21 protein-coding genes are annotated in these 17,475 nt (G+C 66.8%); 12 read left to right on the top strand and 9 right to left on the bottom strand.

The features are described 5' to 3' along the window. Nucleotides 1-66: 66 nt before the first annotated feature. The 4 genes from ACH13J_RS08465 to ACH13J_RS08450 form a co-directional block, all read right to left on the bottom strand. A complete protein-coding gene (locus ACH13J_RS08465; protein WP_397542894.1) occupies nucleotides 67-1,299 on the bottom strand; it encodes an MFS transporter in 1,233 nt (410 codons plus the stop codon). A gap of 157 nt (nucleotides 1,300-1,456) precedes the next feature. After that, entirely contained in the window at nucleotides 1,457-1,834 is a 378-nt protein-coding gene (locus ACH13J_RS08460) for an ion channel (RefSeq protein ID WP_397542893.1), read from the bottom strand. A 3-nt stretch (nucleotides 1,835-1,837) separates the two neighbouring features. Beyond that, nucleotides 1,838-2,485 carry a DsbA family protein gene (locus tag ACH13J_RS08455; protein ID WP_397542892.1) on the bottom strand — a complete coding sequence of 216 codons (648 nt, stop codon included), beginning with the start codon at nucleotides 2,483-2,485 and terminating at the stop codon, nucleotides 1,838-1,840. Continuing rightward, on the bottom strand, nucleotides 2,472-3,998 hold the full coding sequence (locus tag ACH13J_RS08450; RefSeq protein ID WP_397542891.1) for an AMP-binding protein: 1,527 nt from the start codon (nucleotides 3,996-3,998) through the stop codon (nucleotides 2,472-2,474). The genes ACH13J_RS08455 and ACH13J_RS08450 overlap by 14 nt, the downstream gene beginning before the upstream one ends. A 65-nt stretch (nucleotides 3,999-4,063) precedes the next feature. Here ACH13J_RS08450 and ACH13J_RS08445 point away from each other — a divergent pair, with 65 nt between their 5' ends. Further along, the gene (locus ACH13J_RS08445) at nucleotides 4,064-4,687 is read left to right on the top strand and encodes a helix-turn-helix domain-containing protein (protein ID WP_397542890.1); all 624 of its coding nucleotides are present in this window, start codon (nucleotides 4,064-4,066) and stop codon (nucleotides 4,685-4,687) included. 35 nt (nucleotides 4,688-4,722) lie between these two features. Here the strand turns inward: ACH13J_RS08445 and ACH13J_RS08440 are convergent, their stop codons facing one another. Next, nucleotides 4,723-5,421 carry an EI24 domain-containing protein gene (locus ACH13J_RS08440; RefSeq protein ID WP_397542948.1) on the bottom strand — a complete coding sequence of 233 codons (699 nt, stop codon included), beginning with the start codon at nucleotides 5,419-5,421 and terminating at the stop codon, nucleotides 4,723-4,725. Next, on the bottom strand, nucleotides 5,418-5,996 hold the full coding sequence (locus ACH13J_RS08435; protein ID WP_397542889.1) for a nitroreductase family protein: 579 nt from the start codon (nucleotides 5,994-5,996) through the stop codon (nucleotides 5,418-5,420). The genes ACH13J_RS08440 and ACH13J_RS08435 overlap by 4 nt, the downstream gene beginning before the upstream one ends. A 102-nt stretch (nucleotides 5,997-6,098) precedes the next feature. Here ACH13J_RS08435 and ACH13J_RS08430 point away from each other — a divergent pair, with 102 nt between their 5' ends. Beyond that, entirely contained in the window at nucleotides 6,099-6,353 is a 255-nt protein-coding gene (locus ACH13J_RS08430; protein ID WP_397542888.1) for a DUF167 domain-containing protein, read from the top strand. Here the strand turns inward: ACH13J_RS08430 and ACH13J_RS08425 are convergent. Then, nucleotides 6,340-6,588: a hypothetical protein gene (locus tag ACH13J_RS08425; protein WP_397542887.1), complete on the bottom strand. Its 249-nt coding sequence runs from the start codon at nucleotides 6,586-6,588 to the stop codon at nucleotides 6,340-6,342. The genes ACH13J_RS08430 and ACH13J_RS08425 overlap by 14 nt on opposite strands. Nucleotides 6,589-6,690: 102 nt before the next feature. Here ACH13J_RS08425 and ACH13J_RS08420 point away from each other — a divergent pair, with 102 nt between their 5' ends. The 4 genes from ACH13J_RS08420 to ACH13J_RS08405 all read left to right on the top strand — a co-directional run bounded on the left by ACH13J_RS08420 (nucleotide 6,691) and on the right by ACH13J_RS08405 (nucleotide 8,348). Next, nucleotides 6,691-7,395: a M48 family metalloprotease gene (locus ACH13J_RS08420; RefSeq protein WP_397542886.1), complete on the top strand. Its 705-nt coding sequence runs from the start codon at nucleotides 6,691-6,693 to the stop codon at nucleotides 7,393-7,395. A gap of 130 nt (nucleotides 7,396-7,525) precedes the next feature. Then, nucleotides 7,526-7,786, top strand: coding sequence for a DUF6455 family protein (locus tag ACH13J_RS08415; protein WP_397542885.1), 261 nt, complete (start codon nucleotides 7,526-7,528; stop codon nucleotides 7,784-7,786). Between the two features lie 2 nt (nucleotides 7,787-7,788). Then, nucleotides 7,789-8,058 carry a DUF6455 family protein gene (locus tag ACH13J_RS08410; RefSeq protein ID WP_397542884.1) on the top strand — a complete coding sequence of 90 codons (270 nt, stop codon included), beginning with the start codon at nucleotides 7,789-7,791 and terminating at the stop codon, nucleotides 8,056-8,058. Continuing rightward, complete coding sequence (locus ACH13J_RS08405) at nucleotides 8,055-8,348, top strand: DUF6455 family protein (protein ID WP_397542883.1); 294 nt, start codon at nucleotides 8,055-8,057, stop codon at nucleotides 8,346-8,348. The genes ACH13J_RS08410 and ACH13J_RS08405 overlap by 4 nt, the downstream gene beginning before the upstream one ends. On the opposite strand, the gene trhA is transcribed toward ACH13J_RS08405, so the two are convergent. Together trhA and rimO are read right to left on the bottom strand one after the other, a co-directional pair. After that, the gene (trhA, locus tag ACH13J_RS08400; protein WP_397542882.1) at nucleotides 8,345-8,998 is read right to left on the bottom strand and encodes a PAQR family membrane homeostasis protein TrhA; all 654 of its coding nucleotides are present in this window, start codon (nucleotides 8,996-8,998) and stop codon (nucleotides 8,345-8,347) included. The two genes, ACH13J_RS08405 and trhA, sit on opposite strands and share 4 nt — an antisense overlap. 152 nt (nucleotides 8,999-9,150) lie before the next feature. Beyond that, nucleotides 9,151-10,524 (bottom strand): 30S ribosomal protein S12 methylthiotransferase RimO, encoded by a 1,374-nt coding sequence (gene rimO, locus ACH13J_RS08395; protein WP_397542881.1) that lies wholly within the window; start codon nucleotides 10,522-10,524, stop codon nucleotides 9,151-9,153. Between the two features lie 100 nt (nucleotides 10,525-10,624). Between rimO and ACH13J_RS08390 the strand changes: the two genes are divergently transcribed. The 6 genes from ACH13J_RS08390 (at nucleotide 10,625) to ACH13J_RS08365 (ending at nucleotide 17,445) form a co-directional block, all read left to right on the top strand. Then, nucleotides 10,625-12,583, top strand: coding sequence for an AsmA family protein (locus tag ACH13J_RS08390; protein WP_397542880.1), 1,959 nt, complete (start codon nucleotides 10,625-10,627; stop codon nucleotides 12,581-12,583). Between the two features lie 31 nt (nucleotides 12,584-12,614). Further along, nucleotides 12,615-14,036, top strand: a complete 1,422-nt coding sequence (locus tag ACH13J_RS08385) for an FAD-linked oxidase C-terminal domain-containing protein (protein WP_397542879.1) — start codon at nucleotides 12,615-12,617, stop codon at nucleotides 14,034-14,036. Nucleotides 14,037-14,154: 118 nt separating this feature from the next. Continuing rightward, nucleotides 14,155-14,370, top strand: coding sequence for a hypothetical protein (locus tag ACH13J_RS08380; protein WP_397542878.1), 216 nt, complete (start codon nucleotides 14,155-14,157; stop codon nucleotides 14,368-14,370). 5 nt (nucleotides 14,371-14,375) lie between these two features. After that, nucleotides 14,376-15,278, top strand: coding sequence for a 5-bromo-4-chloroindolyl phosphate hydrolysis family protein (locus ACH13J_RS08375; protein WP_397542877.1), 903 nt, complete (start codon nucleotides 14,376-14,378; stop codon nucleotides 15,276-15,278). Nucleotides 15,279-15,289: 11 nt separating this feature from the next. Continuing rightward, a complete protein-coding gene (locus tag ACH13J_RS08370; RefSeq protein WP_397542876.1) occupies nucleotides 15,290-16,489 on the top strand; it encodes a toxic anion resistance protein in 1,200 nt (399 codons plus the stop codon). A gap of 8 nt (nucleotides 16,490-16,497) precedes the next feature. After that, nucleotides 16,498-17,445, top strand: coding sequence for a DUF2927 domain-containing protein (locus ACH13J_RS08365; RefSeq protein WP_397542875.1), 948 nt, complete (start codon nucleotides 16,498-16,500; stop codon nucleotides 17,443-17,445). Nucleotides 17,446-17,475: the final 30 nt, after the last annotated feature.

The raw sequence follows: 17,475 nt of genomic DNA, 5'->3' as shown, positions 1-17,475 counted from the left end.
GCCGCGTCATAGCCTATCGCGGGCCGTCTGGAAAGACGGTATGCGACAGTATACTAATAAATCCGCCTAAGGATCGAGCCGTTCGGCGCTATCGAGCCGCTTCATGAACGCCAGCCCGAGAGCGACGCAAGCCAGCACGCCAACGAGAAGCGGCACGGGCGTTCCGTTGAACGCAAGGCCCACCGGCACCGTCAAAATGACCGAGCCGACCGTCGCGATCGAGTTTATGGTGCTCGCGGCCATGCCCGCGATGTGGCCAAGAGGGTCCATGGCCAGCGCCGTGAGATTTCCCAGTGTCAGCGCCGCTTGCAGGAATACCGTGGTCTGCCACGCGATGTAGACGGGAAAACGCAGCGGTTCGGGGAGCCCGGAAAGAAACAGGATCAGGACCGTTGCCGCCAGCACGCATTGCGCGCCGAGCGCGAAGGAGATGAGCCGCCGCATGCCCAGCCGGACGACCACGGACGCGTTGACAAGGCTCCCGGCCCCGGCGGTCAGAGCGATCATGAAGAACCAGTAAGGAAACTCCTCGGCCCTGTCGAATGACTCGCCGATCACCTGCTGTATCGAGCTGACCGAGGAAAACAGCGTTGTCAGGCAAAGCATCTGCACCGCGATCGAGACGCGGACGACCCGGTGGGAGAGCACCTCGCGCAGCGCGGTCATGAGCGCCCCCGCCCGAAATGGGCGCCGGCGGTTGCGGGGCAACGGTTCGGGCAGCCGCAGTGCCAGCCACAGCCCCGAGACGAGCGAAAAGGCGACGAACGCGACAAAGACCCCGCGCCATCCGGACACCGCGATGATCCCGCTGCCGGCTAGCGGCGCGACGGCCGGGACAAGCGTGAACACCATCATGACGAAGGACGTGAGCCGCGCCATCTCGCGCCCCGCGTAGAGATCGCGGATGATCGCAAGGGCCACGATGCGGGCGGCCGAAGCCCCGAGGCCCTGCAGCACGCGTGCGGCCACCAGCAAAAGCAGGGACGGGGCGGCCGCCGCCAGCAGCGCACCGGTGATGTAGACGGCAGCGCCGCACAGTATGACCGTCTTGCGGCCGTAGCTGTCAGATAGCGGGCCGGTGAAGAACGTCCCCAGCCCAAGGCCGAGCACGAAAGACGTGACCACAAGCTGGGCGCGGTTCAGCGCTCCGGGCGTCAGCTCGGCCCCTATGCGCGGCAGGGCCGGAAGCATCGCGTCGATCGAGAACGCCACCGTGGCCACGAGCATGGCCATCAACGCCACGAACTCCAGCCGCCCCATGGGCGCGCCGCGGGGCGAAGATATCTGCGACTGCTTCATTCCCGGGCGCTACCACGCGGGGACAGCGATAGCCAGCAGGAGCAGTCAAGCCATTGGCGGCAATTTGTGGATAGGTCGCTGGCCCAGGCCGGAATTGCACAAGGTGCGCCGCGCACTGCCGTTTGCATCATTGCGGCGTCGCGCCACGCCCCGTCATCTAGCCGTCTTGCCCGGGCGTCGTGTCCGCGTTGGCCGGCCTGTCCTGTCTTGCCTCATCGGCGTGCGGCGCATGGCGCAGCATGCCGATGAGCCATTCGGTGTGTTCTTCCCGCTTGCGTACGGCGAACGCGCCGAATTGCTGGATCGCAACTGCAAAGATACCCAGCCCGAGGAAAATGAACACCGTCGTTCCGATCTTGCCGAGGGCGGTTGCGGGCACGAGGTTGCCGTACCCCACTGTCGAGAGCGTCACGACGGTGAAGAAATAGCTGTCGATCCACGTCCAGCCCTCGACAATCCGAAAGAATACCGTGCCGACGAGAATTATGACGACCAGCATCCCGAACAGCGTCAGCCATTTCATCGCGGCACGCAACGGTCACTCCTCCGGTGCATCCATCTGCTCGTTGATCTCGTCGATCACCTTGATCCAGAGGTCCGGCGGCTGGCAGCCGGGCACCGCATGTTTGCCGGCGACGATGAAGGTTGGCACCCCGGTGATGCCCATTTCACGAAACTGCGCATCCCTTTTGCGGATATCCTCGGCATCGGCATCGGATTTGAGCAATTTCATGACCACGGCAGCATCCATGCCCACGCTGTCGGCGATGTCGCAGAGCACCTCGGGGTCGCCGATGTCGCGCGCATCGTGGAAATAGGCGCGGAACAGCGCCATCGCCACCGGCATCTGCCTGTCCTCGATCCCCGCCCAGTGTATCAGGCGGTGGGCGTCCAGCGTGTTGGGCGTCCGTTCGATGGCCGAGAAGTCGATCTCGAGCCCCGCCTCCGCGGCGCGTTCCAGCACCGGCGCGTAGGCTTTCGCGGCCTCTTCCCGCCCGCCGAACTTGGCCTCGAGGTATTCCTTGCGGTCCATGCCCCCCGACGGCATTTCCGGGTTCAGCTGGAAAGGATGCCATTCGAACGTGAACGGGTGCAGGGGCCGGTGTGCCAGCGCCTGGTCCAGCAGGGTCTTGCCGATGTAGCACCATGGGCAGATCGGGTCGGATATGATGTCAAGCTTGACCATGACGCGCCTCGTAGATCGGCCGCAGTTCGCGGCGCAGGATTTTGCCATTGGCCCCGGTGGGCAGCGCGTCGACGTGAAAAAAGGCGCGCGGACACTTGTAACCCGCCAGTCGCTCGCTTGCAAAGGCGCGCAGATCCGCCTCCGGCAGCGCCTCCGGCCCGGTGTAGAAGGCCATGATGACGCGCGCGTCCTCTTTCACCTCTATGTCGGTGACCGCCGCTTGAGAGATGCCGGGATGTGCGTTGAGCACCGCTTCCACCTCGACCGGGGAGACCCGGAACCCCCCGGCATTCATCATGTCGTCGGCGCGTCCGAGATAGGTGATCGCCCCATCCTCGGTCATCAGCCCCTGGTCGCCGGTCAGGAACCATTCGCCGCTGAATTTCCGCGCCGTGGCCTCGGGCGCGCCGAGATAGCCAAGCATCAGCCCCGGATCCGAGCGGTGCACCGCGATCGTTCCCTCGCTGCCGAGGGGCACCGGGCCGTCCCCGTCCACGATCGCCACGCGGCGGCCCGGCTGGGGATAGCCCAGCGTGCCCTCCGGCGCGGGGCGCCCGGGCGCGGCCGAGATGAAGGTGGAGCATTCCGACATGCCGTATGCCTCGAATATCCCGGTGCCGGTCGCCTGCTCCCAGGCTGCGCGCGTGGTGCCCGGCAGTTTTTCACCCGCCGAAAGACCGTGCCGCAGCCGCGGCAGCGACAGCGTCCCGCCATCCTTGAGGAACTTTCGGTAAACGCCCGGGGCGGCAGCGAAAATCGTTGCATCGTGCCGCTTCATCAGCAGGGGCAGGAGCGCCGGGTCGGTTTCCGGTTCGGGAATGAGCGCGGTGGCCCCGGCCGTCCACGGGTCCATGAGCCCCGTGCCCAGGGTGTAGGTCCAGTTGAAGGCCCCGGCATGGCAAAGGCGATCAGTTTCGTGCAGCGCGTACCAACCGTCCACCATCATCTGCCGCGCCCAGATCGCGCGGTGGGCGTGCATCACGGCACGCGGTATGCCCGAGGTGCCGGACGTGTAGATGATGTAGGCCATGCGATCGGGATCGCCCATGTCGAACTCTGCCGGCGGCAGCGTCCGCATCGCGTCCAGTGCCCGGGGGCCGAGGACCGGGATGTCGACATCCGGGCAGGCGATCTCCGGGTCACGCAGGACGAGCGACGGCGCCACGGTTTCGATGATCCCCGCGACTTCGCGCCCGGTCAGTTGCGACGACGTGGGCACGGGCACCAGCCCGCCGGCGATCGCGCCGAGATAGGCAATGGGGAATTCCACCGTGTTGCCAAGGCGCATCAGCACCTTGTCCCCCGGCGTCAGGCCCTCGCGCAGAAGGCCGGTGCCGGTACCCAGCACGGCGCGCTTGAGCTTGGCATAACTCCATCGCTCCGTGCGCGACATCCCCAGGATGGCCAGAGCCACCTTGTCGGGCAGGTCGTCCGCGCGCCGCAGCACATGCGCGGCAAGGTTGAAGGGCTCGGGGCAGGGCGGGAAGGGTGAGGGCCTGGTCTGCGACAGCATGGACCCCGATTAGGCATCCCGCGTTGCAGTTGCAAGTGGCCCGGCCCCGGCGTATAGCATCGGACATGAAAGAAATGCTGCCCGGCAACCTTATCCGCATCGCCCGACAGGACGGCGCGGACGAGCACGGAGAGCCGCTCAACCTCGGCGAGCGGGTGCGCGACCTTCGCAAGGCGCGTGGCTGGACACTGGAACAGGCGGCCGGGCAGGCCGGTCTCGCGCGGTCCACGCTGTCCAAGATCGAGAACGGCCAGATGTCGCCGACCTACGACGCGCTCAAGAAACTCGCGGTGGGGCTGGAGATTTCCGTGCCCCAGCTCTTCACCCCGCCGCAGCGGGACCAGATAAGCGGCCGGCTGGCCGTCACCAAGGCGGGCACCGGCGCGCATCACGCGACCGCCACCTACGAGCACGAGCTTTTGGGCGAGGCGCTGACCAAGAAGCGGATGCTGCCCTACCGCGCCCGTATTCGCGCCCGCTCCATCGAGGAGTTCGACGGCTGGGTGCGCCACGACGGCGAGGAGTTCCTCTACGTGCTGACGGGGGTTATCCGGCTCTATACCGAGTTCTACGAACCCATCGAGATGCGTCGCGGGGACAGTGCCTACTACGATGCCACGATGGGCCACAACGTGGTGTCGGTCAGCGACGAGGACGCGACGATCCTCTGGGTGACGTCTCTGGCCTAGGGCCAAGATTTTTCGACGCGCGTGACGGGGGCGGGCTAGCCCGTGCGCTTGTCCGACACCCTGTGGAAGAGGTGGGTGAAAGTCGCGGCCCCGAGGATCGGGATCAGAAGATTCACCAGCGGCACCGACAACGGCAGGGCCATCAGCACCCCGGCGGTCCAGATCGTCAGGATGTTGCGGCGCCGCAGCGCCTTGGCGTTCTGGCGGCCGATCCGGCGCATCGCGGCCAGCGTGAAGTATTCCATTCCGAGCAGGTAACCGTTCAGGCCGTAGAAAATGAACGGCGCCAGCGGGGTGAAGATGGCGTAAAGGAATAGCGCCACGAAATTGGCCCCGATGATGATCCCGAGAAAGTTCACGGTATCCTTTATCGCCTCGCCCAACGGCATCGAGGGGACGGGCGGGAGGTGCGGGTAATGCCGGTCTTCAACCGCCTGTGCCACCTCTTCGAGAAACATCGATGTGATGGCCGAGGCGACCGGGATCATCAGGAAGGCCGACAGGACGACCATCAGGATCAGCGAACCGAAGCTCAGCAGGTCCCCTACCCATGTGACCTCTCCCACGATCGGCAGCTCGGTGGTCGCGCCGGTCAGCCATTCGATGAGCAGCAGCAGCCCGGCATATGCCCCCACCAGCAGCGCCAGGGTGAGCCCGACGCCAAGCAGCAGAACCTTGCGGAAACGCGGGTCGCCGATCTGGGTCAATGCCTTGAAGAAACAGGAGAAGATCATTCCGTCACCCATTCGGTGATGGCCATTGTATCCGGTCTTGGCCGCTCGGGCGGCGTGGTCGTTTCGGTGCCGATATGGATCATGCCGGCCACCCGCTCATGTGGCGCGAGCGCAAGCCCTTTTGTCACGAAGTCCCTGTCATGAACCGGCCATCCGGTGAGCCAGTTCGCGCCCCACCCCGAGGCCAGCGCCGCGTTCAGCAGCGCAAGGCACACCGCGCCGGCGGAATAGCTCTGCTCTATGGCCGGCACCTTGTCGGAGGGTTTGGCAACCTCGATGACGGCCACCACCAGATGCGCATCCGCGTATTGTGCCCGGGCCTTGGCGATCTCCTGCTCGGTCTTGCCCAGCTTTGCCCCGGTCGCGGCCACGAGCCCCGCGAGCCGCGCCAGCGCCGCGCGTTCCAGCACGATGAAGCGCCATGGCTCCAGCTTGCCGTGATCGGGGCTGCGCGCCGCCGCCCTGAGGATCGGGGCGAGCGCGGCGCGGTCCGGCACCGGGGTGGAGAGCGTCTTGGCCGGGCGCGACCGCCGGGTAAGCAGGAAGTCCAGCGCGGCCGGATCGGGGTCGGGCATGGTGCGTCCTTCGTTGGAAAACACGGTTACATGTCCGACGGTCGCGACCGGGGGTCAACCCCGCATCTTTCGCCGCCGGGCGGAAACGGCTAGGTGTCACCCATGGCAACGCCCGACCTTCGCCATCTCGCCACGCCGGGCAGCTTGGTTTCCGTCCGCGCGGTGCCAAAGGCGTCGCGCAACGCGATCATGCTGCGCGACGGGCAGATCCGGGTGCAGGTGACCGCCGCGCCGGAGGGGGGCAAGGCCAACACCGCGGTGCAGGCGTTGCTGGCCAAGGCCATGGGGCTGCCCAAGTCCCGCCTCGCGCTCGTCCGCGGGCACACCGCGCGTGACAAGGTTTTCAGCGTGGATTGAGCGTCCGGCCGTTCAGGGAATAGACGCCCTCGGGCAGGTTCAGCGCCGCGCCGAGATCGCGCAGTTGCGCCGGCGACAGGGTGATCCGTTCCACGCGGTCGGTGCGGGGGTCGTACTGCTCGACCGTGACGCATTCCTGGAAGGCGTTTATGATAACGTCCTCCTCCAACCGTTCACGGCCTTCATCGACGAGCGTGATCACGGTGGAGTCGAATTCGTGTTCGATGGAAAACATGACTTCAGCCTATTGGGTTGGCTGCGTAATGCAAGCGCCGTCATGCGGATCCGGCGCGGCACCGGGACGGTGCTGGAGTCAACATCGGGAGAAGAGCGACGCATGAAACGAGCCTGCATTGTCCTGAGTCTGGTCATCATCGTCGCGGGGTGTTCCCCGCCACCCGCGGGCCCGGCGCCAGCGGCCGGAGCGCGGCCGGAATACAGCGCCGGCCCGGACTCTGCGGGGATGGCGAGATTCGCAACGGTCGTGGCGCGTGTTGAGCCGGTCGCGGAACGCATCTGCCGCCGGCGCGGCGCAGGCGTCAACTGCGATTTCCTGATTCTTGTCGATGACCGGCCGGACCAGCCCCCGAACGCCTTTCAGACACTGGGCCGGGGCGGGCGCCCTGTGCTGGCGTTTACAGGCGCGCTTGTCGCGGGGGTGCGCAATGCCGACGAACTGGCCTTTGTCATGGGGCACGAGGCGGCCCACCACATTGCGGACCATATCCCGCGTCAGATCGAGAATGCGCGCACGGGCGCCATCCTGCTGGGCGGTCTGGCCACGCTGTCGGGGGCCGGCCGCCGGACCATCGAGGCGGCCGTCGACCTCGGGGCGACGGTCGGGGCCCGCCGCTATTCCAGGGAATTCGAGCTCGAGGCCGACGCGATCGGGACGGTCATCGCGCACGAGGCCGGTTTCGATCCCGTACGGGGGGCGGCGTTCTTTGGCCAGTTGCCGGATCCCGGTGACCGGTTTCTCGGAACCCATCCGCCCAATGCGCAACGCATGGCGCTGGTGCGGCGGGTGGCCTCGGGGCTGTGAGCGGGCGAAAGACTGGTACGGGCCGCGGCGGGGCGTGTTGACTCAGGTCAAGGACGGCGCGCGGGCCGCCGTCTAGTCTGGCTGACACATCCGCAATGCGGCGGGTTCGAAGCGGGAGGCCCCTATGTCAATGAATTTGAACAGAAATCGCCATGCAGACCTGGTCGACCGGATGGCCAATTCCCTCGGTATAGATCTGGAAGAAAAGATCCTCGAGGGCCAGTTGCAGATCGATACGCTTGGAGACGCCGTGTTGAGCTGCACCGGATGTTCGGACCCTGACGGCTGCGAGCGGTGGCTTGAAACGCGCGAAGGCGTTGCGCACGACGCGCCCGCCATGTGCCGCAACGGCGAGCTGTTCAAGTTGCTGAAGCAGGGCAAGCACGTCTGACCATGACGCCGCTTGGTGATCCCAGACGCCACTACTGGCTGTTGCAGGACATGGCCAGGGCCACGGGTGTCGATCTGGTCAGGGCGTTCGAGGAGGGCCGTCTTGGCCAGAACGAGTGGGCGGAAACGGTCGAACGGTGCCGTGCCTGCGGCTGGGCGGGCGGCTGCCGCGCGTGGCTTGCCTCCGGGGTGGTGGACGCGGCGCCGCCACGGCCCTGTCGCAACCGCGCGCGGTTCGCAATCTTGCATCTTGAAGAGGAGCTTGCGGAATGACGGTTGATGTGGCCCGGTTGGGCGATCCTGATCTCGCCTTCTGGCTCACGCGGTCGGTGGCCCGCGCGATCGGGGTCAACCTGTCCGATGCGATGAACCGGGGCGAGCTGTCGGCATCGGAATACGCGGACATGGTCACGCGCTGCCGCAAGTGCCCGAATTCGGACACCTGCACCGCGTGGCTTGCCGTGCATGGCGCCGGGGCCGAGCGCGTGCCCGGTCACTGCGCGAATGCCGACCGGCTCAACGCGCTGCTGGGCTGCCGGTCGGAACCGGTCTGCCCCGGCTAGACGGGGGGCTGCACGGCAACCGCCAGCGCGGTCGATATCCCGAGGAACAGGCAGCCCGTCGCGACGAGCACGAAGGCATGCCAGATTGCATTGGCAAAGTGCAGGTCATCCCACCGGTAAAAGACGATGGCCAGCGTGTAGGTCAGGCCGCCGGCCACGATGAGCGCAACGCTCTGTCCCGGTAGCAGCTCCCAGAGCGGCACGATGATGGCAAGCCCGATCCAGCCGAGCGCGACCTGTGGTGCCCAGCCCATCGTCATCGCGCCGGGGCGGGTCATCAGCTTGGTCGCGGCGCCGGCCAACGCAAGACACCAGACCAGCCCGAGGACGACATAGCCGAACACCGTGCCCAGCATGATGCTGAGCGGCGTGAATGATCCGGCGATCTTGACGTAGATCGCAGCGTGGTCGATCCGGCGCAGGAGGGGGCGCAGCGCGGTGTGCGACGCAAGGTGATAGGCCGCCGATGCTCCGAGCATCAGCAGCAGCGCAAGGGCGTAGACACTGCTGGCGAGAAAGATCGACCACCCCATGTGTTGCGACCACGTGGCAAAGAGCACCGTGACGCCAACCAGCGCCGCGGTCACGCCGAGCACGTGCACCACGCCATCCGCGATCCGCTCGGCCTTGGTGTAGTTCGGATAAGGCACCTCTACCGCCTCCTGCCTGCGGGCCCGCCACACGCGCCGGAACCGACAGCGGGCGGAGCGGGCCACAGCGTATAATCTTGCCTGCGACTCGACCGGAGTCCAGCCCGACGCGACGGCAGGTGCCGGCACGCCGTGCGCGGCCACGGGCGCATTCAGCGGTCCAGCCGCCCCCACAGATCGTATTCCCCCGCCTCGTCCACCTCGACGGTCACGATGTCGCCAACGGAAAGCTTTCCGGTGTCCTCGTCGATGAAGAGGCATCCGTCGATTTCCGGCGCATCCGCCTTGGTGCGGCAGGTGGCGATGCCGTCCTCGTCGATGTCATCGACAATCACCTCTTGCCGGGTTCCGACCTTGGCGGCCAGTTTATCCTCTGAAATCGCCTGTGCCTTTTCCATGAAACGCTGCCAGCGCTCTTCCTTCACAGGTTCTGGCACATGGTCGGGCAGGGCGTTCGATCGCGCCCCTTCGACGTTTTCGTACTTGAAGCAGCCGACCCGGTCGAGCCGGGCCTCGTCCAGCCAGTCGAGCAGGGTATGGAATTCCTGTTCGGTCTCGCCCGGGTAGCCCACGATGAAGGTGGAGCGTATCGCGATCTCGGGGCAGATCGCCCGCCAGGCGCGGATTTCATCGAGCGTTTTCGCCGCCGCCGCGGGCCGGGCCATGCGCCTGAGCGTGTCGGGGTGGGCGTGCTGGAAGGGAATGTCGAGATAAGGCAGGATGCGCCCCTCGGCCATCAAGGGGATGAGGTCGCGCACATGCGGGTAGGGATAGACGTAATGCAGCCGCACCCAGGCCCCCAGATCGCCCAGATCGCGGGCGAGGTCGGTGATGTGCGCGCGGTGGCCCTGCGTTTCGGCATGGCGGGTGTCGACCCCGTAGGCGGAGGTGTCCTGGCTGATGACCAGCAGTTCGCGCACCCCGTTTTCGACCAGTTTCTCGGCTTCGCGCAGCACCGCGTGGGCGGGGCGGGAGGCCAGCCGGCCGCGCATGTCGGGGATGATGCAGAACTTGCACTTGTGGTTACAGCCTTCTGAAATCTTGAGATAACTGTAATGCCGGGGCGTGAGTTTCACGCCCGAGGCGGGCAGCAGGTCGACGAAGGGATCGGGGGTTGGCGGCACGGCCGCGTGCACCGCGTCGAGCACCTGTTCGTACTGGTGCGGGCCGGTGACGGCCAGCACCCTGGGATGGGCGCCGGTGATGTAGTCGGGCTCGGCCCCCAGGCAGCCGGTGACGATGACCCGCCCGTTTTCGGCCAACGCTTCGCCGATGGCGTCGAGGCTCTCGGCCTTGGCGCTGTCCAGAAAGCCGCAGGTATTGACGATCACCGCGTCGGCGCCCGTGTAGTCGGGGGAGATGCCGTAGCCTTCGGCCCTCAGCCGCGTGAGGATGCGCTCGCTGTCGACAAGGGCCTTGGGGCAGCCGAGCGAAACCATGCCGATGAGCGGCTGACCTGATCGGCGTGTTTCGGCGACCGTGGCGCGTGCGATGTCGGGGCGCAGGTCGGGTGGATTCGTTATCATGCCGTGCATATAGGCGCGTCCCGCGCGGGCGCAAAGCGAAAAGGCGGTTGTTGCAGGGGCGGCGCCGGCCTAACTTGAGATGCAGCGAAAGGATGCATTGATGCGCTGGATTGTTCGCGGGCTTCTTGTCGTGCTGGCCGCAGTGGCGGTGGCACTCGTCTCCCTGTTCATGCTCCCGGGCGAGCGGATCGCCCGGATCGCGTCTGACCAGATCTCGTCCATCACCGGGCGCGAGGTCACGATGCGGGGCGATACCACGCTGAGCGTCTGGCCGGTTCTTGGCGTCAGCACCGGCGCCGTGACGGTCGCCAATGCCGACTGGGGCGAAGGTGGCCCCATGTTCCAGGCCCAAAGCCTCAAGGTGGGGGTGGAACCACAAGTCTTGTGGGGTGGCGACATCCGCATCACCGGGCTGGAGGCGGTGGCGCCCGTCATCAACCTCGAACGCGCGGCGGACGGTCGCGTGAACTGGAAGCTGGGAGTGGAGGGCGTCGCTCCGTCGGGCCAATCCGATGCAGGCGATGCGCCGGCGGAGTTCGAACCGCTCGCGCTCACCCTCGATCGTGCCCTCATTACAGACGCGGCGCTGGTCTACACCGATCACGGGACGGGCGCACGCACCGAGATGCGGGGCATGGACCTCGATCTGCGCTGGCCGGATTACGAGGGGCGCGCCACCTTCGACGTCACGCTGCGCCCGGCCGGAGAAGCCGTGCGGATCAGCGGGTTTCTCGACCGGGTGGGAGATTTCATAGATGGCGGCGTGAGCGACGCGGAGGCCACCCTGAATACCGGCGGCGGCACCGCGACGTTTCGGGGGCGGTTGAGTTCCGCACCGCAGGCCGAGGGCCGGCTGACGGCCAATATCGAGGATACAGGCGGCTTCCTCGGCCGGCTGGGGCTGGCCGCGGCCGAGATTCCGGCGGGGCTGGGCCGGACGATCGGCCTTGAAACCAGCATCACGCTTGACGGCGACCGGCGCGTGGCGCTGCGCGACACCGTCCTGTCGCTCGACCGGGGCAACCGGATCACGGGCGGGGCGGATATTGCCCTTGGCGGGCAGAAGCCGCGCGTGACTGCGCAGCTTGACGCGGAGGCGCTCGATCTGTCCGGGCTTGCCGCGGGCAAGGGCGACGCAGCGGACGGCGCCGACGGGGCGGCTGACACAGGCTGGTCCAGGGCACCGATCGACGCCTCGCCCCTTGCCCTGGCCGATGCCGAGGTTGCGCTGGCAGCGGAAAGCATCGACCTTGGCGGTCTGCAGGTGGGCGCGACGCGGGCGATGGCGACGCTGGACAATTCGCGCCTTGTCTTCGATCTGCGCGAGATGCGCGCCTACGATGCCGTGGTGACGGGCAATTTCGTCATGAACAACCGCTCTGGCCTCTCGGTCGGGGGCGACATCACTGCGGCTGGGCTCGATCTGGAGAGTTTCCTCACGGATGCCGCCGGGATCACGCGCTTTTCCGGCACGGCTGACGGCAATATCAGTTTCCTCGGCGTCGGCCAGAGCCAGCACGCCATCATGAACAGCCTGAGCGGCGAGGGCGCGTTCAAGACGGGGCGCGGCGTGATCGCGGGCATCGACCTAGACAAGCTCATGCGTTCGGGACAGGCCAGCGGCGGCACGACGATCTTCGACGAGATGAGCGCGACCTTCACCATGAAGGATGGCCGCCTGCGCAATGACGACCTGCTGATGAAGCTGCCGCTGGCCAAGGCCGAGGGCGAGGGGGTGATCGGGCTTGGGCAACGCAACATCGACTACCTGTTCACTCCCGTCCTGCTGGAGGGAGAGACCTCAAGGGGCGTGGCCATTCCCGTTCGCATCCGCGGCCCGTGGGCGGACCCGAGCATCCTGCCCGACCTCGAAAAGGCCATCGATCTCAATTTCGAGGAGGAGAAAGAGGAACTGAGGACACGCGCCGAGGAGGAAGTGCGCCGCGCGGTCGAAAAGGAGCTGGGCGTGGAGGTCGAGGAGGGCCAGTCCGTCGAGGACGCGGTGGAGGACAGGCTCAAGGACGAGGTCGAGAAAGAGCTCAGGAAACTTTTCGAATGACCGATCGGCCCGCTCCGGGCGCGCTTGCCCCATGCCACTGAGTCCCGCCGGCGAAACGTTCGTCGCGCGCTTGCGCGACATGCTCCCAGCCGCGGCAATACGCGATGCGGCCCCGGGCTACCTCGAGGAGCCGCGGGGGCGCTGGGCGGGCCGGGCCGGCGTTCTGGTTGCTCCCGCCAGCACCGAGGAGGTGGCGCTGGCCGTCCGCGCGGCCGCAGATGAGCGCGTCCCGGTCGTGCCCTACGCGGGCGGCACGGGGCTGGTCGGCGGCCAGATCGCCCCCGATGGCCCGGCGCCGATGCTGCTCAGCCTCGAAAGGATGCGGCGGATTCGCGGTATCTGGCCGGAAGAGAACGTCATCTCTGTCGAAGCGGGCGCCATCCTGTCGGACGTCCACGCGGCCGCGGGCCAGGCCGGGCGCCTGTTTCCGCTGTCCATCGCGGCCAAGGGCAGCGCCCGTATCGGTGGTCTTTTGGCCACGAACGCCGGCGGCGTGAACGTGTTGCGCTATGGCAATGCGCGCGATCTCTGCCTCGGTGTCGAGGCGGTTCTGCCGGACGGGCAGGTGCTGCACGGGCTGCGCCGGCTGCGCAAGGACAACATGGGCTATGATCTCCGCAACCTTCTGATCGGGTCGGAGGGAACGCTGGGCGTCATAACCGCGGCGACCCTGAAGCTGTTCCCGAGGCCGGCCGGCGAGGGCACGGCGCTGATGGTTGTGCCCGGCCCGCGCGCGGCGCTGGGGCTGCTTGCGCTGGCACGTGCGCACATGGGCGAGGGCATCACGGCGTTCGAGCTCATGCATCGCACGGGGCTGGATTTCCTGGCCGAGACGATGCCGGAGACGCGCCAGCCCTTCCCCGAGCCGCCGGAGTGGAGCGTGCTGATCGATGTCGGCCTTGCGCGCGGGCTGGAGCCTGCGGAGGCGCTCGAAACGCTGTTTTCCGAGGCGCTTTCGGCAGGGCTCGTGACCGATGGCCTGATCGCGCAATCCGAAGCGCAGCGCCGAGAGTTCTGGACCGTGCGCGAAACCATACCCGAGGCGAACCGGCGCGTCGGGTCGGTCAGTTCGCATGACATATCGGTGCCGCTCGGGGCCATTCCCGAATTCATCGAGGCCGGCAATGCGGCGATTGCCCGCTTCGGCCCCTTGCGCGTCAATTGCTTCGGCCACCTTGGCGACGGCAACCTGCATTACAACGTCTTTCCGCCAGTGGGCCAAAGCCGGGACTCCTTTGTCGACCGGCGTGACGCCATCAAGCAGGCAGTACATGATCTCGTGCACGAGATGGACGGGTCGGTCAGCGCCGAGCACGGTATCGGCCGGCTCAAGGTGGCGGACCTGAACCGCTACGGCGACCCCGTGAAACTGGCGGCGATGCGCGCGATCAAGGACGCCCTTGACCCTTCGGGCATCATGAACCCCGGCGCCGTGCTCGCCATGCGGGCGTGACGGCGGGTTCGCCCGCGCCCAAGCGGCGCCTTGCGGGGGGATGTTTCCCCTAGCAACAGGTCGCGCCTTCACCTAAGTTTCCATGGAACAAGGGCGACCGAAGCGGGAATGGCACGGTATGGCGCGCCTGATCATGCTAGTTTGCCTGGCGCTGGCGATGATTGCGCTGACCGGGCTGGCGGTTTCGGCCACGGTGCGCGCCGCGCGCGAGACGCGCAGCCTTGGCCGGGAGGTCGCGCTGATGGCACGGGGGACGAATGTGCAGAAAATTGCCTACGCGGCCCTGATGATCCTCATGCTGGGCGTCACGAGCGGGTTGCTCGGGGGGCTTTGAACGGCATGGCGCGGAAATTCGGCGGCAAATACAGCCCGGTTGACAAGCACACCGACGTTCCGGCCAGCGGTGGCGCATCGCGCTACCGCTCCGCCCGGGTCGACCCTGTAGGTGCCCGCGCGAATTTCATGTTTCTGCCGGCTGCGCTGGCGCTGTTCACCTCGCTCACCGCTGGCGCCACCGGGCTTGCCCTCGGCGCCGGGGCGGCGGCCCTGCTGGCGTTTTCGGCGTGGCTCTTGCGCGAGGGACTCAGGGCCGAGGCGGCCTACGAGGCGAGAAAGGTCGCGCGACGGCCCGGCCTGCCGCGAAAGTTGTTCGCCGCCGTTCTGGCGGGTCTCGGGATCGCCGTTGCCGCCTACAAGGCCGAGCCGGGTCTTTTCGCCCCGGTCATCTTCGGCGCGGTCACGACCGGGTTGCATGTCGTGTCCTTCGGGCTGGACCCGCTGCGCGACAAGGGCATGGAGGGCGTAGACCAGTTCCAGACCGAGCGCGTGGCGCGCGCCGTCGACAAGGCGGAAACCTATCTGCGCGAGATGCGGGAGGCCGTGAAGCGCGCGGGCGACCGGCAGGCCGAGGAACGCGTCGAGCGCCTGCAGACCAGCGTCCGCGACATGCTTCGGACGGTGGAAAACGATCCGCGCGACCTGACCACCGCACGCCGATATCTGACCGTGTACCTGATGGGCGCGCGCGATGCGACGGTGAAGTTCGCCGAGATCTACGCGCGCTCACGCGATGCCGGTGCGCGGCGTGATTATTTCGACCTGCTGACTGACCTTGAAGAGAATTTCACCGCCAAGACCCGGGCGCTTCTGGCCGATGATGCCGGCGATCTGGAAGTCGAGATCGACGTGTTGCGCGACCGGCTGCGGCGCGAGGGCATCCGCCCGGCCACCCCCAGCGAATGAGGATACCACCCATGTCCCAGCAAACCCGACAGCAGGCCGAGGCCGAACTTGCCGAGATCGAGACGGTAAGCCGCGCCGTCCTGCCCGAGCCCGCGCAGACCGATGCGGTGGTGCCCTTGCAGAGCGCGCCGCCCGACCAGGCGGCCGAGATCCGCAGGCGCATGGACGAGATCGACATGAGCGACACCAATTCCATCGTCGCCTTCGGCTCCGCCGCGCAGGCCGAGCTGCAGGAAATATCGCAATCGATGCTCTCGGGCGTGCGCAACAAGGATGTCGGCCCCGCGGGTGATTCCCTGCGGACCATCGTTACCACGATCCGCGGGTTCAACGTGTCCGAGCTGGATGTACGGCGCGAACGTTCGTGGTGGGAAAAGCTGCTGGGGCGGGCGGCGCCCTTTGCCAAGTTCACCGCCCGTTTCGAGGAGGTGCAGGGGCAGATCGACAGGATAACCGAGGATCTGCTGGGGCACGAGCACACGCTGCTGAAGGATATCAAGTCGCTCGACAGACTCTACGAGAAGACGCTGGATTTCTATGAAGAGCTGGCGCTGTATATCGCGGCCGGGCAGGAAAAGCTGAAGGAACTTGATGAAACGGTGATCCCGCAAAAGCAGGCCGATGTCGACGCGGCCCCAGAGGATGACCAGGTGATCAAGGCGCAGGAATTGCGCGACCTTCGGGCAGCGCGCGATGATCTGGAACGGCGTGTGCACGACCTCAAGCTGACACGGCAGGTCACGATGCAGTCGCTTCCGTCCATCCGGCTGGTCCAGGAGAACGACAAGAGCCTCGTGACCAAGATCAACTCGACCCTTGTGAACACTGTCCCGCTATGGGAAACGCAACTTGCACAGGCGGTTACGATCCAACGCTCCGCAGAGGCGGCGGCCTCGGTGCGCGAGGCCAGCGACCTGACCAATGAATTGCTGACCGCCAATGCGGAAAACCTGCGCGAGTCCAACAAGATGATCCGCGAGGAAATGGAGCGCGGCGTGTTCGATATCGAGGCGGTGAAGAAGGCCAACGCCGACCTGATCGGCACGATCGAGGAAAGCCTGCAGATCGCTGATGAGGGCAAGGCCAAGCGCGCCCGGGCCGAGGAGGAGCTGGGCAAGATGGAAAAGGAATTGCGTGACACTCTGGCCGCCGCCAAGGCCCGTCGCGACGGTGTGGGCGACAATTCCGCCACCGCGGTTCCGGAACGCTGAGGCCGCGCGTGCCGCGCGCCGTCATATCCTCGCGTGTCGCGGCCGGGCTCTGCGCGCTGACGCTGCTGGCCGCCTGCATCGCGCCGTCCCCGCCGGGCAAGCCGCGCGCCCGGCCCCCGGGGCTCGACACCGAGACGGCATATGAACCGTCGGCAAACAGCGCGGCGCTGACGCGTCATTACGAGCGGCTGCAATCGCATCTTCTGGCGCAGGGTCTGCTGCGCACCGGGGGCGGCGGCGTGGACACCCCCTACACGACCGAGGATATCGCCCGGAACTTCGAGCGCATCGCCTTTTATGACGAGTACGTGCGCGGCGGCGGCCTGCGTGTGTCCGATTACGGGCCCGGGACGCTGCGCAGATGGGGCGGGCCGGTCCGGATGCGTCTGGAATTCGGCAAGCGCGTGCCGCAGGAGGTGCGCGATACCGATGCGCCCATCGTCGCGGCCTATGCGCGGCGGCTGTCGGAGGTGACGGGCCACCCCGTAACGATGAGCCGGCGCACCCCCAATTTCCACGTCATCATCTCGTCCGAGGACGACCGCGAGCGCACCGTCGCCCGCGTCCGCGAACTTGCCCCCGGTATCGGGCCGGCCACCATGGGGCTGGTGCGCAATCCGCCGCGCAGCATCTACTGCATGGTTCTGACATTCGTGGGCACGGGCAATCCGAACGTCTACAACAAGGCGATCGCGCTCATCCGGTCCGAGCAGCCCGACCTGATGCGCCGATCCTGCATCCACGAGGAGCTCGCGCAGGGGCTGGGGCTGGGAAATGACAGCGCGATGGCGCGGCCCTCGATTTTCAACGATGACGAGGAGTTCGCCCTTCTGACCACTCATGACGAGGAGCTGTTGCGCCTGCTCTACCACCCCAACCTGACCCCGGGCATGAGCCTGGGACAGGCGCGCCCGCTGATCCGCCGCATCCTTGACGGCCAGCCGGGGCCGATATGACGGCAAATGTCACCATGAAGGAGACCTGAC

The organism is Roseovarius salis (genome assembly GCF_044472985.1).
GTDB lineage: Bacteria > Pseudomonadota > Alphaproteobacteria > Rhodobacterales > Rhodobacteraceae > Roseovarius > Roseovarius salis.
Note: the sequence above shows the minus strand (reverse complement) of the source record. Positions and strands in the feature narration are given on the sequence as shown.

Bases quoted from the DNA above. Each gene is read 5' to 3' on its own strand.
- ACH13J_RS08425 (WP_397542887.1), bottom strand. From the start codon at position 6,588: ATGTTTTCCATCGAACACGAATTCGACTCCACCGTGATCACGCTCGTC.
- ACH13J_RS08405 (WP_397542883.1), top strand. From the start codon at position 8,055: ATGACGGTTGATGTGGCCCGGTTGGGCGATCCTGATCTCGCCTTCTGG.
- ACH13J_RS08370 (WP_397542876.1), top strand. From the start codon at position 15,290: ATGTCCCAGCAAACCCGACAGCAGGCCGAGGCCGAACTTGCCGAGATC.
- ACH13J_RS08465 (WP_397542894.1), bottom strand. From the start codon at position 1,299: ATGAAGCAGTCGCAGATATCTTCGCCCCGCGGCGCGCCCATGGGGCGG.
- ACH13J_RS08420 (WP_397542886.1), top strand. From the start codon at position 6,691: ATGAAACGAGCCTGCATTGTCCTGAGTCTGGTCATCATCGTCGCGGGG.
- ACH13J_RS08440 (WP_397542948.1), bottom strand. From the start codon at position 5,421: ATGATCTTCTCCTGTTTCTTCAAGGCATTGACCCAGATCGGCGACCCG.
- ACH13J_RS08375 (WP_397542877.1), top strand. From the start codon at position 14,376: ATGGCGCGGAAATTCGGCGGCAAATACAGCCCGGTTGACAAGCACACC.
- ACH13J_RS08445 (WP_397542890.1), top strand. From the start codon at position 4,064: ATGAAAGAAATGCTGCCCGGCAACCTTATCCGCATCGCCCGACAGGAC.
- ACH13J_RS08450 (WP_397542891.1), bottom strand. From the start codon at position 3,998: ATGCTGTCGCAGACCAGGCCCTCACCCTTCCCGCCCTGCCCCGAGCCC.
- ACH13J_RS08430 (WP_397542888.1), top strand. From the start codon at position 6,099: ATGGCAACGCCCGACCTTCGCCATCTCGCCACGCCGGGCAGCTTGGTT.
- ACH13J_RS08380 (WP_397542878.1), top strand. From the start codon at position 14,155: ATGGCGCGCCTGATCATGCTAGTTTGCCTGGCGCTGGCGATGATTGCG.
- ACH13J_RS08415 (WP_397542885.1), top strand. From the start codon at position 7,526: ATGAATTTGAACAGAAATCGCCATGCAGACCTGGTCGACCGGATGGCC.
- ACH13J_RS08390 (WP_397542880.1), top strand. From the start codon at position 10,625: ATGCGCTGGATTGTTCGCGGGCTTCTTGTCGTGCTGGCCGCAGTGGCG.
- ACH13J_RS08410 (WP_397542884.1), top strand. From the start codon at position 7,789: ATGACGCCGCTTGGTGATCCCAGACGCCACTACTGGCTGTTGCAGGAC.
- ACH13J_RS08385 (WP_397542879.1), top strand. From the start codon at position 12,615: ATGCCACTGAGTCCCGCCGGCGAAACGTTCGTCGCGCGCTTGCGCGAC.
- rimO (WP_397542881.1), bottom strand. From the start codon at position 10,524: ATGATAACGAATCCACCCGACCTGCGCCCCGACATCGCACGCGCCACG.
- ACH13J_RS08455 (WP_397542892.1), bottom strand. From the start codon at position 2,485: ATGGTCAAGCTTGACATCATATCCGACCCGATCTGCCCATGGTGCTAC.
- ACH13J_RS08435 (WP_397542889.1), bottom strand. From the start codon at position 5,996: ATGCCCGACCCCGATCCGGCCGCGCTGGACTTCCTGCTTACCCGGCGG.